The sequence below is a fragment of the Micromonospora sp. RV43 genome (assembly GCF_001029515.1).
GTDB lineage: Bacteria > Actinomycetota > Actinomycetes > Mycobacteriales > Micromonosporaceae > Micromonospora > Micromonospora aurantiaca.
On sequence record NZ_LEKG01000197.1, the window covers coordinates 1 to 13,505 of the forward strand.

Here is a 13,505-nt window from a genome sequence, read left to right on the forward strand (position 1 = left end):
GTCCACAAGGGCTTCGCGCGGGTGGGGTACGCGGGGACGCTCGGTGGGTGGAACGGGCTTGGGTGATCCGGCAGATCGCGAGTGGCCAGGGTGGCGTCGTCACCCGTGCGCAGGCGCTCCGGGCCGGCTACAGCAGGTACGAGATCGACAATCTCCTCACCTCGCGGCGGTGGCAGCGGCTGGCTCGCGCGACCTACGCCGTCGAGAGCGCCGGATCCGACGGCGTGGAGCGACGTCGTCAGATCCGGGCGGCGGTCCTGTCGCTGGGCCCGCAGGCGCACGCCGTTCTCGGTACGGCTGCCGAGCTGCACGGGATCGCGGGGCTGCCGAGAACGGGCGCGATACACGTCGCGGTCCCGGGCCGCGCGGCCCGGCCGGCCCGCGTCAAGGATCCCGCCGTGACGTTGCACCAGTTCGAGCATCCCGAGCAGGCGCTGACGACCGTCGACGGCATTCCGGTGACGGCTCCCACGCACACGCTCGCGGAACTCGTCCTCCGGGTGCGTCGCTACTTCGCGGTGGCTCTGCTCGATTCGGCGCTCAACCAGGGACGGATCAGCGAGGACGAGTTCGGGGCCATCCCCGCCCTGATCGCGGGGCGGCGGGGCGTGGTGAACGCGCGTCGCCACCTGGCCGAGGCGAACGGCGCCGCCCAGTCGCCGCTGGAGACGCGTACCCGGCTGCGGTGTGTCGACGGCGGCGTTCCGCCGGACGCTCTCCAGATCGAGGTGCGTGACGCCGACGGTTATCTGCTCGGCATCGGCGACATGGGCTGGCGGGCCGCCCGGGTGATCGCCGAGGCGGACGGCAGGGAGCCGCACTCCACGCCCGGCGCGCTCTTCGACGACCGGCAACGGCAGAACCGCCTGACCAACGCCGGCTGGACCGTCCTCAGGTTCACCTGGCCCGACACCCTCCGCCCCGACTACATCCCCCAGGTCGTCCGCGCGGCGGTGGCTGCAAGGACCCGGCGTTGACCATGAAGTTGACGGCGATGTCGATCTCACATCCTGCCGTCAACTTCATGATCGACGGGAAGGGGTGGGGTGGTCAGTAGGATGCCGGTCGTGCGCGTACTTCTTGTGGGTGGTGGTGGGCGGGAGCACGCTCTCGCGCTCGGACTCGCCGGTGACCCGGCTGTCGAGGCGCTCGTCGCGGCTCCGGGGAATCCGGGGATCGCTGCGGTGGCCGAACTTCGGGAGGTGACACCCACCGATCCGGCAGCAGTGGCGGCCCTCGCCGTCGAGGTCGCTACCGACCTGGTGGTCATCGGGCCGGAGGCGCCGCTGGTGGCGGGCGTCGCCGACGCGGTACGCGCCAAGGGCATCGCGGTGTTCGGCCCGAGCGCGGAGGCGGCCCGGCTGGAGGGCTCGAAGACGTTCGCGAAGGACGTGATGACCGCCGCGGCGGTGCCGACCGCCCGCGCGTACACCTGCGAGGACGCGGCGGCGGTGGGGCGCGCGCTGGACGAGTTCGGCGCGCCGTACGTGGTGAAGGACGACGGACTCGCCGCCGGCAAGGGTGTGGTGGTCACCGACGACCGGGCGGTCGCCGAGCGGCACGCCGCGGAGTGCGGCCGGGTGGTGATCGAGGAGTACCTGTCCGGTCCCGAGGTCTCCCTGTTCGTGGTCACCGACGGCGAGGCGGCGGTGCCGCTGCTGCCGGCGCAGGACTTCAAGCGGGTCGGCGACGGCGACACCGGGCCGAACACCGGCGGCATGGGCGCGTACGCGCCGCTGCCGTGGACCCCGCCGAATCTGGTCGACGACGTGATGCGCGACGTGGTGCACCCGACGCTGGCGGAGCTGCGCCGCCGGGGCACCCCGTTCGCCGGCCTGCTCTACGTGGGCCTGGCGATCACCCCGTCCGGCCCGCGGGTGATCGAGTTCAACGCGCGCTTCGGCGACCCGGAGACGCAGGTCGTACTCGCCCTGCTGGAGACGCCGCTGGCCGGGCTGCTGCACGCCGCCGCCACCGGCACGCTCGGCGCGCACCCGCCGCTGCGCTGGCGCGACGGCGCGGCCGTGACGGTCGTGGTGGCGGCCGACGGCTATCCGGCGGGCCCGCGTACCGGTGACGTGATCACCGGCGCGGACCGCGCCGGGATCATCCACGCCGGCACCCGCCGGGACGCCGACGGCACGTTGCGCTCCGCGGGGGGCCGGGTCCTCTGCGGTACGGCGACCGGGCCGGACCTGGCCGCCGCGCGCGACGCCGCCTACGCCCTGGTACGCGACGTCGAGCTGGCCGGTTCCCACCACCGCACCGACATCGCGGCGGCGGCCGTGGACGGCCGGGTCACGATTCCGGGCTGACCGGCCCGGGGCGCCGGCCGGCCATCCGGTTGAGCACGTTCGCCGTGGCCCGCTCGATGCGCGGGTCGCGGTGCCCCTGCCGGTCCAGTGCCAGGGTCCAGCCGAGCGTGCCGCTGGCGAAGACGACAGCTCCGCGTGCCGTCTCGTGGACGTAGCTGCTCTGGAGCCGTCGGCCGCCCTGCTGGGCCGGGTACGGCGAGGAGCTGAGCGTGGTCCCGGCGGGCCGCGGGAGGGCCGCGTGCAGCCCGTCCGCCTCGCCCGCGACCACGCCCGGGATGCGGTCGCCGTCGGCCACGCCGGTGCCGGCCCACACCCAGTTGTCTGCGGCGCGCACCACGAGCGGCTGCGGGGTCACCACGATGCCGTTGTACTGCACGCCGAGCAGCGCCTGTTCCGGCCGGTCGAGGTTGCGCCAGGTCACCGTCGGGTCGCCGGTGCCCGCGCCCGGGTCGGGAAGCGTCTTGGCGCACTCGACGAGCCGTTCGGGGCGGCCGTCGGCGGCGGCGCGTACGCGGGCGTGCCAGTAGACGCTGTTCGCGCCGAGGAACGCGAGGCTGGTGCCCCCGTCCAGGCCGACCTCGGTGGCGCGGCGCATCTCGGCCGACCAGTACTCGTCGTGCCCGCAGAACACCAGACCCCGGTACCGGGCCGGGTCGAGGCGCCCGGAGTGCAGGTCGAAGCTGGTGGCGTAGCTGACGTCGTAGAGGTTGCGTTCCAGCCACCGGATCGCGGCCTCGTCGCGGTCGAAGTGGGTGGGCAGGCCGGCGCCGGAGTACGGGCGGTCGAACGTGACAGCGCGCGCCCGCAGCGCCGGGTCGCGCCGCCCGTCGGCCCGGTAGCCGTTGTAGAGGCTCTTGCCGGTCCGCCGGTCGCGCGGCCACTGGTTGTACGCCTGCCAGGTGGTCACCGGCAGCACCACGCAGAGCGCGGCCGGGCGCCGGTCGTCGCGTACCACGAACGGCGTGCAGGCCCGCCAGCCGTCGGCCGAGGTGAAGACCGCCTGGTAGAGGCCGGAGGTCCAGCCGTGCGGGACGGACAGGCGCCAGGACACCGGCCACCGGCAGTCGAGCACACCGGTGTCCGGGTCGGCCACCGGCACCGGCTGCGGTACGCCGCGCAGTTCGGGGCTGGTCAGCATCGTGCGGGCGCCCGCGCCGTCGTACCAGCCGAGGCGGTGCACGCTGATCCGGAACCGGCCGCCCGGGTTGACCGCGACGTGGAAGTCGATCTCCTCGCCGGGGGCGACGCTCGTCGTCGAGGCGTACCCCTGGATCTGGCGCCGCCGGTCGTCGGCGGCCCGGCCGCCGTGCTCGGGCCACCACGGCTCACCGGCGGCGCGGTTCTCCCGCTCGACGGGCGGGACCGGCCACCGGGTGGGTGAGTCGTCGGGCCGGCCGCCGAGGACCGGGTCGAACGGGCCGAGCGCGGCGGCGGACGCGCCGCCGACGAGGAGGCCGAGTGCGGTACGCCGCCGAAGCCTGTCCATTGTGGTGCTCCCCGTTTCCCCGTTCGATCGGGGGAGACCGTAGCACCGGAGGACGGCAGCCGTGTGACCGATGTGGATCAGTCGAAGTAGCGGCGCAGCTCCCGGGTGAGCACCTTGCCGGTGGCGTTGCGCGGCAGGTACTTGACGAACACCACGTCGCGGGGCACGGAGAAGCGGGCCAGGTAGCGCCGGACGTACTCGCGGACCGCCTCCGGGTCGAGCGTCTCGCCGGTGCGCAGCGCGAGGAACGCGGCCAGTCGCTGGCCGTAGTCGGGGTCCGGTACGCCGATCACGGCGACCTCGCGGACCTGCGGCAACCGGGCGATCAGATCCTCCACCTCGGACGGGAAGACGTTCTCGCCGCCCGAGACGATCATGTCGTCGGCCCGGCCGTCGACGAAGAGCAGGCCGTCGGCGTTCAGCCGGCCCAGGTCGCCGGTGTCGAGCAGGCCGTCGCGGCTCTCCCGCCCGGCGCCCGAGGTGTAGCCCTCGAACAGCATCTCGTTGCCGACGAAGATCCGTCCGACCTCGCCGTCGCGGACCGGCCGGCCGGTCTCGTCCAGGATGGCCAGCCGGGTGCCGTGCGGCGGCCGGCCCGCGGTGGTGGGCGCGGCGCGCAGCTCGGCCGGGCCGGCGATGGAGGCCCAGGAGACCTCGGTCGAGCCGTAGAGGTTGTAGAGCACGTCGCCGTACCGGTCCATGAACGCGGTGGCCAGGTTGCCGGGCAGCGCGGATCCGCTGACCGCGACCACCTTGAGCGGCGGCCGGGGCTGCGGCGGCGCGACCTCCATCAGCCGTTGCAGCATCACCGGTACGGCGAACATCGCGTCGCACGGTTGAGCGGCGAGCGCGGCGAGAGTGGCGGCCGGGTCGAAGCGTCGGTGCAGTACGACTGTGGCGCGCAGCGCGAACGACACCTGAAGCGCGGCGTACCCCCAGGTGTGGAAGATCGGCGCGGCGATCATCACGGTGTCCCGCGCGTGCAGCGGTATGCGGTCGATGATGGACACCAGCGGGCCGAAGCCGTGCGGGGTAGGCCGGCGGGCGCCCTTGGGCGCGCCGGTGGTGCCGGAGGTCAGCACGATGGTGCGGCCGTCGCGCTCCGGCGGCTGGAGCTTCTCGCCGGGTACGGCGGCGGCGATCAGCTCCTCCTGCCGCCGCTCGTCGACCCGGTGCAGCTCGGCCGGGAGGCCGAGGACGCGCTCGGTGAACTCGCCGTCGTGCACCAGGACGCGCAGGCCCTGTTCCTCGGCCACAGTCACCAGTTGCGCGGCGGACAGCCCGGTGTTGACCAGGACGGCGTCCGCGCCGAGCAGCATCGCTGCCACTATCGCCTCGATCAGGCCGTGGTGGTTGCGGCAGAGCACACCGACCCGGTCGCCGGTCTGCACGCCGAGGTGGGAGCGCAGCGACCGGGCCAGCCGCTCGGAGCGGTCGAGCAGTTCCTGGTACGTCATGGTGGCGCCCTGCTCGTCGACCACGGCGACACGGCCGGGGTCGCGGGCGGCGGCCTGGCGCAGCTCCCCGGCGAGGCTCCAGCCCCACCGGCGCAGCGCGTTGAGCTGGGAGACCACGCGGATCGGTCCGCCCGGGGCGAGCAGTCCACGTCGGGTCAGCGTGGCGGCGATGAACGGCAGGTCCACGGCGCAACTCCTTCGCGTTCGTGGTTCGTCGACCAGGCTCCGGACGGTCGGCCGTCCGGTTCGGCATGATCCTGCGCCCGATCGCGGTTCGGGTCGGCCCGGGAGCGGCGACCCGGCCCGACGGCGTGAGACGTCGTCACGGGCCGGGCCGCGGCTCGCCGGCGGTCAGCGGATCTGCATCCCGGAGATGGCCCGGGAGATGACCAGCCGCTGGATCTCGGAGGTGCCCTCGAAGATGGTGTAGATCTTGGCGTCGCGGTACCACCGCTCGACGGGGTGGTCGCGCAGGAAGCCGGCGCCGCCGAGAAGCTGGACCGCCTTGTCGGTCACCGAGACGGCCACCTCACCGGCCTTGAGCTTGGACATCGAGCCCTCGCCCGCGGTGAACGGCCGGTTGTTGCGGCCCATCCAGGAGGCGCGCCAGACCAGCAGCCGGGCCGCGTCGATCTCCATCTTCATGTCGGCGAGCGCGAACGCGACCGCCTGGTTGGAGATGATCGGTCGTCCGAACTGGACCCGCGCCTTGGCGTAGTCCAGGGCGTACTCGTAGGCGGCGCGGGCCACGCCGAGCGCCTGCGCGCCGACTGTCGGGCGGGACAGCTCGAACGTCCGCATCGCCGCCTGGCCGGAGGCGCGCTGCCCGGACCGGGCGCGGGCCAGCCGCTCGTCGAGCGCGTCCTTGCCGCCGAGCAGGCAGCGGCCTGGCACCCGGACGTCGTCGAGGAAGACGTCCGCGGTGTGCGAGGCGCGCAGCCCCAGCTTGCGCAGCTTGCGGGTGGCGGTCAGACCGGGAGTGCCAGGGGGTACGACGAACGCGGCCTGGCCGCGCGAGCCCAGCTCGGGCTCGATCGAGGCGGTGACCACGTGCACCCCGGCGATGCCGCCGTTGGTGGCGTACGCCTTCTGCCCGTTGAGCACCCACTCGTCGGTGGCCTCGTCGTAGACGGCGCGGGTACGCATCGAGCCGACGTCGGATCCGGCCTCCGGCTCGCTCGTGCAGAACGCGGCCACGGCCGGGGAGTCGACGTCGCCGAAGCACTGCGGCACCCATTCGACGAGCTGCTCGGGGGTGCCGGCGCCGTAGATCGCAGCGACCGCGAGGGAGGTGCCGAAGATGCTCAGGCCGATGCCGGCGTCACCCCAGAAGAGTTCCTCGCTGGCGATCGGCAGGGAGAGGCCGGTGGGGTCGGCCCAGCAGGTGGCGAGGAACTCGAACCCGTACAGGCCGACCTTCGCGGCCTCCTGGATGATCGGCCAGGGAGTCTCCTCCCGGGCGTCCCACTCGGCCGCGGCCGGGCGCACGACCTCGGCGGCGAAGCCGTGCACCCAGTCGCGAAGGTCCCGCTGTTCCTCGTTCAGGTCGAGCGAGAACTCGGCCATGTCAGGCCTTGGGGATGTCGAACAGGTTGGCGATGTTGGCGGCCAGGCCCAGGTCGCCCTTGGCCTTCAGCTTGCCGGTCATGAACATCATCACCGGGTTGGCGCCGCCGGAGACGATCTTCAGGAACTCGACCGGGCCCATGGTGAGGCTCAGCTTCGGGTCGCGGGTCGCGGTCTCCGAGACGGTGCAGGTGCCGTTCTCGATGACGATCTCGTAGGTGTCGGTGCCACCGTCCGGACGGCCGGTGATGTTCCAGTGGATGACCGCGTTGGTGGCACCGGCGCGGTCCGCGCGGAACAGCGTGGGCATCCGGTTGAAGACCTCGCTGAGGATCTTGCCGCGCGCCTCGCCGGACATGATCTCGTTGATCTTGGCGTCCGGCGTGGACTTGACCAGCTGCGCGAACTCCTTCGGGCCGACGTTCGCGAAGTTGGCCGGGTCGAAGTCAGTCATGGGGGATTGCACCTCTCGGGCGGGGCCACTTTGGTTACTCTGGCGTAACCTTACGCACGGGTAGGTATGCTCGCAAGGGTGTCCAGCACGCCGACCTTCAAGCGCCTCCCCCGCGCCGTGCGCGAGCAGCAGATGCTCGACGCGGCGGTGAAGGTGTTCTCCCGCCGCGGCTTCCACGCCGCCAGCATGGACGAGATCGCCGACGACGCCGGCATCTCCAAGCCGATGGTGTACGCCTACCTCGGCACCAAGGAGGAACTCTTCATCGCCTGCCTGCACCGGGAGAGCACCCGGATGATGGAGGCGATCGCCGGCGCGGCCGCCCCCGACCTGCCCGCCGACGAGCGGCTCTGGCGCGGACTGCGCGCGTTCTTCGGCTTCGTCGGCGCGCACCGGGACGGCTGGGCGGTCCTCTACCGGCAGGCCCGCGGCTCCCAGCCGTTCGCCGCCGAACTCGCCGCCATGCGCGGCCGGCTGGTCGAGGTGGTCGCCGGCATGCTCGACCACGCGTTGCGCGCCTCCGGCCGCGAGGTCGGCGCCACCGACCTGGAGGTGGTCGCGTACGGGCTGGTGGGCGCCAGTGAGTCGCTCGCCGACTGGCTGGCCGACCACCCTGAGGCCGACGCCGGGAAGACAGCGACCCGGATGATGAACGTGGCCTGGCTCGGCGCCGACCAGCTCCTGCGCGGCGTCACCTGGCACCCGCCCGCCGCGGGGTAAGGAAGGGCCCCTTCTTAACGCCTCCGGTAGTGGAAGGGCCCCTTGTTAACAGTCGCGCCGGGCGGCAGCCCGCCGGTGCGCCCGCCGCCGGCCCCAGCGGACGGCCTCGAACAGGCCGGTGACGGCCAGCGAGATGGCCACGCCGGCGAGCAGCCCGGACAGCGGGTTGTGCTCGAACGCCAGGCCGCCGAAGTAGCCGAGCAGCCCGCAGTAGATCCCCCAGGTGGTGCACGCCAGGCCGTCGTACAGCAGGAACGTGCGCGCGGGATAGCGGACCGCGCCCATGGTCAGCGTGACGGCGGTCCGGCCGCCGGGGACGTACCGGGCGGTGGTCAGGATCATCCCGCCGCGCCTGTCGACCGCCCGGCGGGCCCACTCCGAGCTGGCCCGCCGCCTGCTGTCCGCTGGGAAGCGGGCCAGCCGGTGCGCGCCGCCGCCGCGCCCGATCGCGTACGAGATGTGGTCGCCGGCGAGCGCGCCGAACGCGGCGGTCACGATCACCAGCACCAGGTTCGGCTCGCCGCCGGCCGCGAAGACCCCGGCGGTGATCACCACTGTCTCGCCCGGCACCGCCGGGAAGAACGCGTCGACGGCGGTGACCGCGATGATCACCAGGTACACCCACGGCGACGTCACCGTGTGGTGCAGCAGGTCGAGCACGTCCCCCATGCACCCATGCTCGGGGGTGCGGTGTTAAGCAGGGGCCCTTCCCATACAAAAGGCGTTAACAAGGGGCCCTTCCTTCTCCTCGGCCGTCGGCCCGCGCGACGTGAGCACCACCGGCGCGCCCAGCGCCTCCGAGACCGCAGCCGGCCAGTCGGCAGGCGACTCGTCCAGCACCGGCCGAGCCCGCATCAGCCGCTCGGTGAGCGCCGCCTGCCGGTCCAGGTCACCGGCCGGGCCGGGGACGAGCCGGTCCAGGCCCTCGTACCGGCGGCAGATCCGCAGCTCGGGCCGGGCCAGGTCGAGGTGGGTGAGCGCCAGCCCGTCCACGCCACCTGCCACCTCCAGCGCGTACCTGTGGGCGACCGCGTCGAAGTGCCCGAACCGGAACCGCCCCTGCCAGGGGTTCGTTCCGTTGTGCCGGTCGCGGAACGGCAGCGCCGCGTCCTCGGTGACCAGCGGCCCGGGACCGTGCCGGGTGGTGGTCGTGCGCAGCACGCCGAGCCGCTGCGCGGTCCCGGCCATGCCCGCCTCGGCGAGCAGCGTCTCGGCGTTGGCGAACGTCGTGGTGCTCCACGTCGTGTACGGGTGGAAGCCGTGCCACTCGTCCAGCAGCACCCCCTGCGCGCCCTCGAACACGCAGGTGCCCTCGCGCAGGGCACCTGCCAGCCAGGTCCGGTCGACGATTGCCACCCGGCGCGCGAAGGCCGCGTACGCGGGCAGGCAGTCGTCCACCGGTGGCGCGTCGAGCGGGCCCAGCTCGGCGGTGAGCCGGTCCCGCAGCGCGGTCAGCCGCCGGCGCAGCACCGCCGGGCGGCGGCAGTCAGCCACCCGGGGTGCCTCGTCGGGGTGGGCGAGGCCGTACGCGACCGCCTCGCCCACCCCGAGCCCGCAGGAGCCGTGCCGGTCGGCTCCCCGGGCGATCTCCCGGGCGCGGTTCGCGGCCCGGTGGTACGGGGTGGCGAGCAGCGCCTCCCCGTCCACAGTCAGACGGTCGAGCGCGTCGGGCACGCCCACCGACGCGAGGTGGTCGGCCTCGGCGGCCAGCGCCAGCGGGTCCACCACCACGTGCCGCGCCAGGTGCGTGCGTACCCCGGGACGGAACGTCCCGGCGCCGAACTGCGCGAACGTGTGGTGCCTCCCGTCGCGCAGGACGACGTTGTGCGCCGCCTGCGCGCCCCCGTTGAACCGGACCACCGTGTGGACCTGCCGGGTGGCGCAGAGCAGGTCCACCACTGTGCCCTTGCCGGCGTCGCCGTAGCCGAGGTCGACCACCGTCACGTGGTTCACAGCCGGGTGACCCCGCTTCCGCCGTCGGCCGGGCTGAACGGCAGCGTCGCCACCGCGCGCCGGCCCGAGCCGACCTGGGCGAGGGCCTTCGAGACGGTCCGGGTGGCCGTCGAGCCGGCCCGGTCCAGGTCGCGCAGCCCGGCGTCGAGGTCGATGGCCTGCTCGCCGAGGCCGACGGTGAGCGCGATCGTCTCGCAGACCGCGTCCAGGTCGTCCAGCTCGACCGCGTTCTGCCCGAGCAGGCCGCGCCAGAAGTCCAGCACCTTGCGGTTGCCCGCGTAGTGGCTGCCGGCGGGCAGCAGGTAGTAGGTGTCCCAGCGCGCGGTCACCTCGTCCACCATCTGCCGGACCGGCATGTCCTCGCCCAGGCCGTCCCCGATCAGCCGGCTCACCTCAGCGGTCTTCACCGCCGGGTACGCCAGCTCGTCGCCGATGATGAACAGGTAGCCGCGCCGGCCACGCTTGTCCCAGCTGTCGGTGGCCGTGTGCCGGGCCATGAAGTAGAGCGCCAGCTCGTACGACTCCATCATCTGGCCGCCTCCGCCGCCCTCCAGCACGATCCGGCCGAGGTCGTCGTCCATCCGGTTGTCGGACTCGAACTGCCCGACCTGCAACGGCACCCGGTCGCAGGTGGCGTCGCCGATCGCGCCGAACATGACCTGCGGGTCCTTCGCGTACCCCTGGCGCAGCAGCAGGCCGAGCAGCTGCGGCAGCTTGCTCTGCAGCACCCGGGGCACGTGGCCCATCGAGCCGGTGACGTCGAACAGCACGGCGATCGGCGTCGACTGCGGGTGCTCGGCGGAGTCGCGGCTCTCCCGCAGCGCGTCGCGCGGGTCGAGTGCGGGGTGCACCTTGCGGGCGCCGCTGTCGCTGTAGGAGAACGCGCTCTTGCCGGTGCGGCGCCGGTAACGGTCGGCGGCGTCGTACACGTCGGTGGACCAGATTCCACTGCCCATGGCAGCCTCCCTACGGGTTGAGGGTGAAGGGTCGGAAGGTGCGTGGCCCGTACAGCCGGTGCAGCACCTCGTCCAGTTCGCGCAGCAGCCGCCAGGCGTCGTCGGGCCGGGTGGCGAGCGCGGTGCCCTGGCAGCCGTCGGCGAAGGCGCGCAGCTCGCGCGGCGCGCGGTCGCCCATCAGCCAGGTCATGCAGCGGGCGGCGAGCGCGATGTCGGTGCCCGGCCCGCACTGCCGCTTCGCGGCGACCTCCGGCGGATACCAGTCCTCGTGGCCGGGCACCAGCGCCGGCACGAGCCCGCCCGGCTCGGCCGAGAAGCACCAGTCGACGAGGACCAGGCCGTGCGCGTCCGGCTCGATCAGCACGTGCCGGGGCAGCACCGCGCCGTGCACGACGCCGGCCCGGTGGGCCAGGCCGAGCGCCACGAGCAGCCGCCGCCACATCCAGGCCGCGTCGCGCGGGTCCAGCCCGTCCGGGTACGCGCGGCGCACGTCGTCCAGGCTTCGCAGCCCGGGTACGGTCACCAGCTCGTTGACCTGCCGTTGCACGCCCGTCGACGGGTCACGCGCCGGGTAGGAGTCGACGAGCCGGGGCACGTACGCGAGGTGCTTGGCGTCGCCGCGCTCGGCGATCCGCCGCAACGCGCGTGCCTCGCGGGCCATCAGGTCGTTGTCGCTCGGGTGCCGGCACACCTTGGCCAGGTGATAAGAAGGGGCCCCTCCTCTACCGGAGGCGTTAACAGGGGGCCCTTCCTTCCGTTCGTGCAGGGTGGCGACGTCGCCGGTGTACGTGGGGGCGGGAGTGCGCCACCGGGTGGTGACTGTGACGAGCGCGTCGGCCGCGGCGGCGCGTACCCCCGGGTCGGCCGCGCCCAGCCGGTCGGGGTGCAGCGCGCCGACCAGCTCGCGGTAGCGGCGGGCCGGCTCCTGCGTACCGAACAGGTCGGCGTCGGTGCGCGCGGCCGTGACCAGCCGGATCGCCTCCTCGGTCCTCACCGAACCGTCTCCTCCCGGGCGGGGCGCAGCAGCGCCGGGTGCAGCAGCCGGGCGTCTCCGGCGCGGTAGAGCTTGGCCCGGGGGCCGCCGCGCGCGCCGCCGCGTTCGGTGCTGGCGCCGGTGCTCTCCACGAAGCCGGGCACCGAGAGCACCTTGCGGTGGAAGTTGCCGGCGTGCAGCGGGTGGCCCCAGACCGTCTCGTAGACCTCCCGCAGCTCGGTGACTGTGAACTCGGGGGCGAGGAACCGGGTGGCGAGAGGCGTGTACTCCAGCTTGGAGCGGGCGCGCTCCAGACCGTCGTCGATGATCCGGCCGTGGTCGAAGGCGAGCTGCCGGCTGGTCAGCGCGGTGACCGGCAGCCAGATCGCCTCGTCGGCGTCGGTGTCGGCGACCGGGTCGGGCAGGTCGGGGGCGAACGCCAGGTGCGCGACCGAGACCACGCGCATGCGGGGGTCGCGGTCCGGGGCGCCGTAGCTGCCGAGCTGTTCCAGGTGCACCCGGCGCAGCCGCTCACCGCCCAGGCCGGTCTCCTCGGCCAGCTCGCGCCGGGCGCCCGCGGCGAGGTCCTCGTCCGGCTGGACGAAGCCGCCGGGCAGTGCCCAGTGCCCCTCGTAGGGCGGCGCGCCGCGGCGGATCAGCAGCAGGTGCAGCGCGCCCTCGCGGATGGTCAGGGCGACCACGTCGACGGTGACCGCGACCGCCGGGTAGTCCCGGGGGTCGTACCCGGCGAGGAACTCCTGCTCGTTCACGGCCACTCACTCTCTCAGGTTGAGAACAACTCAATCTGAGAACAACTTAGCGCCGAAAAGAGGGGACGGCAAGTCCCCTCTTTCGCTCAGCGCACCGAACCGACCAGATGCGGCCTTCCGTCCCGGGCGCTGTGCAGCGCGAAGTCCCAGCCCTCGCCGGTCGGCGAGGCACTGAACGCGACAGTGGACGGCAACGGCACCGGCAGCTTGAACGACACGTCCACCGTGTACGCCTCGGGCAGCCGGGGTTCCAGCGCGGCCAGGCAGCGGGCCTTGCTCCACATGCCGTGCGCGATCGGGCGCGGGAAGCCGAACAGCCGCGCGCCCAGCTTCGAGGTGTGGATCGGGTTGTGGTCGCCGGAGACGCGCGCGTAGTCCGTACCCACCCGGGGCGTCACCCGCCACCGCGCCGAGGCGGCCGGCGGCGCCGGGCGGTCACCCCGGTCGCGCCGCGGGCCGCCGCCCGCGGTGCGCTCCTTCCCGAGGTACGTGGACACGCCGCGCCACACCTCCTCGCCGCCGATCGAGCCGACCAGCACCACGTCGAGCTGGCGGCCCCGCTCGTGCGGGCGCAGGTTCTCCGCGTACGTGTGGAAGTCGACGCTCTCGCCGACCTCGACCGGGCGGTGCACGGTGATCCGGTTGGCCACGTGCACCACGCCGGTGAGCGGGATCGGGAAGCCCGGACCCGTCATCAGCCGCAGCGACAGCGGGAATCCGAGCACGTGCAGGTACGTCGCCGGCAGCCGGTCGGTCAGCCGGAACCCGCACACCCGGTCGTAGTCCGCCAGGTGCCGCTGATCCACAGCGACCCCCGAGACGCCCAGTTCAAGCCCCGGTACGTCCGCCCCGCGA

13 protein-coding genes are annotated in these 13,505 nt (G+C 73.5%); 3 read left to right on the forward strand and 10 right to left on the reverse strand.

The features are described from left to right. A partial coding sequence (locus ABD52_RS32165) for a hypothetical protein (RefSeq protein WP_368665025.1) occupies positions 1-977 on the forward strand: 977 nt, incomplete at its 5' end. Positions 978-1,067: 90 nt separating this feature from the next. Further along, positions 1,068-2,315 (forward strand): phosphoribosylamine--glycine ligase, encoded by a 1,248-nt coding sequence (gene purD, locus ABD52_RS32170; RefSeq protein ID WP_047894221.1) that lies wholly within the window; start codon positions 1,068-1,070, stop codon positions 2,313-2,315. Here purD and ABD52_RS32175 read toward each other — a convergent pair. The 4 genes from ABD52_RS32175 to ABD52_RS32190 all read right to left on the reverse strand — a co-directional run bounded on the left by ABD52_RS32175 (position 2,299) and on the right by ABD52_RS32190 (position 7,278). Next, positions 2,299-3,801 carry a N,N-dimethylformamidase beta subunit family domain-containing protein gene (locus ABD52_RS32175; RefSeq protein WP_047894222.1) on the reverse strand — a complete coding sequence of 501 codons (1,503 nt, stop codon included), beginning with the start codon at positions 3,799-3,801 and terminating at the stop codon, positions 2,299-2,301. The genes purD and ABD52_RS32175 overlap by 17 nt on opposite strands. Before the next feature lie 77 nt (positions 3,802-3,878). After that, on the reverse strand, positions 3,879-5,444 hold the full coding sequence (locus ABD52_RS32180; protein ID WP_013283403.1) for an AMP-binding protein: 1,566 nt from the start codon (positions 5,442-5,444) through the stop codon (positions 3,879-3,881). Between the two features lie 165 nt (positions 5,445-5,609). Next, positions 5,610-6,824 carry an acyl-CoA dehydrogenase family protein gene (locus ABD52_RS32185; RefSeq protein ID WP_047894223.1) on the reverse strand — a complete coding sequence of 405 codons (1,215 nt, stop codon included), beginning with the start codon at positions 6,822-6,824 and terminating at the stop codon, positions 5,610-5,612. 1 nt (position 6,825) lies between these two features. Continuing rightward, positions 6,826-7,278, reverse strand: a complete 453-nt coding sequence (locus ABD52_RS32190; protein ID WP_013283405.1) for an SCP2 sterol-binding domain-containing protein — start codon at positions 7,276-7,278, stop codon at positions 6,826-6,828. A 78-nt stretch (positions 7,279-7,356) separates the two neighbouring features. Between ABD52_RS32190 and ABD52_RS32195 the strand changes: the two genes are divergently transcribed. Next, complete coding sequence (locus tag ABD52_RS32195) at positions 7,357-7,998, forward strand: TetR/AcrR family transcriptional regulator (protein WP_030273380.1); 642 nt, start codon at positions 7,357-7,359, stop codon at positions 7,996-7,998. Between the two features lie 45 nt (positions 7,999-8,043). Here the strand turns inward: ABD52_RS32195 and ABD52_RS32200 are convergent, their stop codons facing one another. The 6 genes from ABD52_RS32200 to ABD52_RS32225 form a co-directional block, all read right to left on the reverse strand. Next, entirely contained in the window at positions 8,044-8,667 is a 624-nt protein-coding gene (locus ABD52_RS32200) for a DedA family protein (protein ID WP_030273382.1), read from the reverse strand. Positions 8,668-8,691: 24 nt separating this feature from the next. After that, on the reverse strand, positions 8,692-9,951 hold the full coding sequence (locus tag ABD52_RS32205; protein ID WP_047894224.1) for an adenylosuccinate synthetase: 1,260 nt from the start codon (positions 9,949-9,951) through the stop codon (positions 8,692-8,694). After that, positions 9,948-10,907, reverse strand: a complete 960-nt coding sequence (locus ABD52_RS32210; RefSeq protein ID WP_013283409.1) for a hypothetical protein — start codon at positions 10,905-10,907, stop codon at positions 9,948-9,950. Before ABD52_RS32210 ends, ABD52_RS32205 begins: the two co-directional genes overlap by 4 nt. A 10-nt stretch (positions 10,908-10,917) precedes the next feature. Then, positions 10,918-11,901, reverse strand: coding sequence for a serine/threonine protein kinase (locus ABD52_RS32215; RefSeq protein WP_013283410.1), 984 nt, complete (start codon positions 11,899-11,901; stop codon positions 10,918-10,920). Further along, entirely contained in the window at positions 11,898-12,656 is a 759-nt protein-coding gene (locus ABD52_RS32220) for an NUDIX domain-containing protein (RefSeq protein WP_013283411.1), read from the reverse strand. Before ABD52_RS32220 ends, ABD52_RS32215 begins: the two co-directional genes overlap by 4 nt. 80 nt (positions 12,657-12,736) lie before the next feature. Further along, a partial coding sequence (locus tag ABD52_RS32225) for a MaoC/PaaZ C-terminal domain-containing protein (RefSeq protein WP_047894225.1) occupies positions 12,737-13,505 on the reverse strand: 769 nt, incomplete at its 5' end.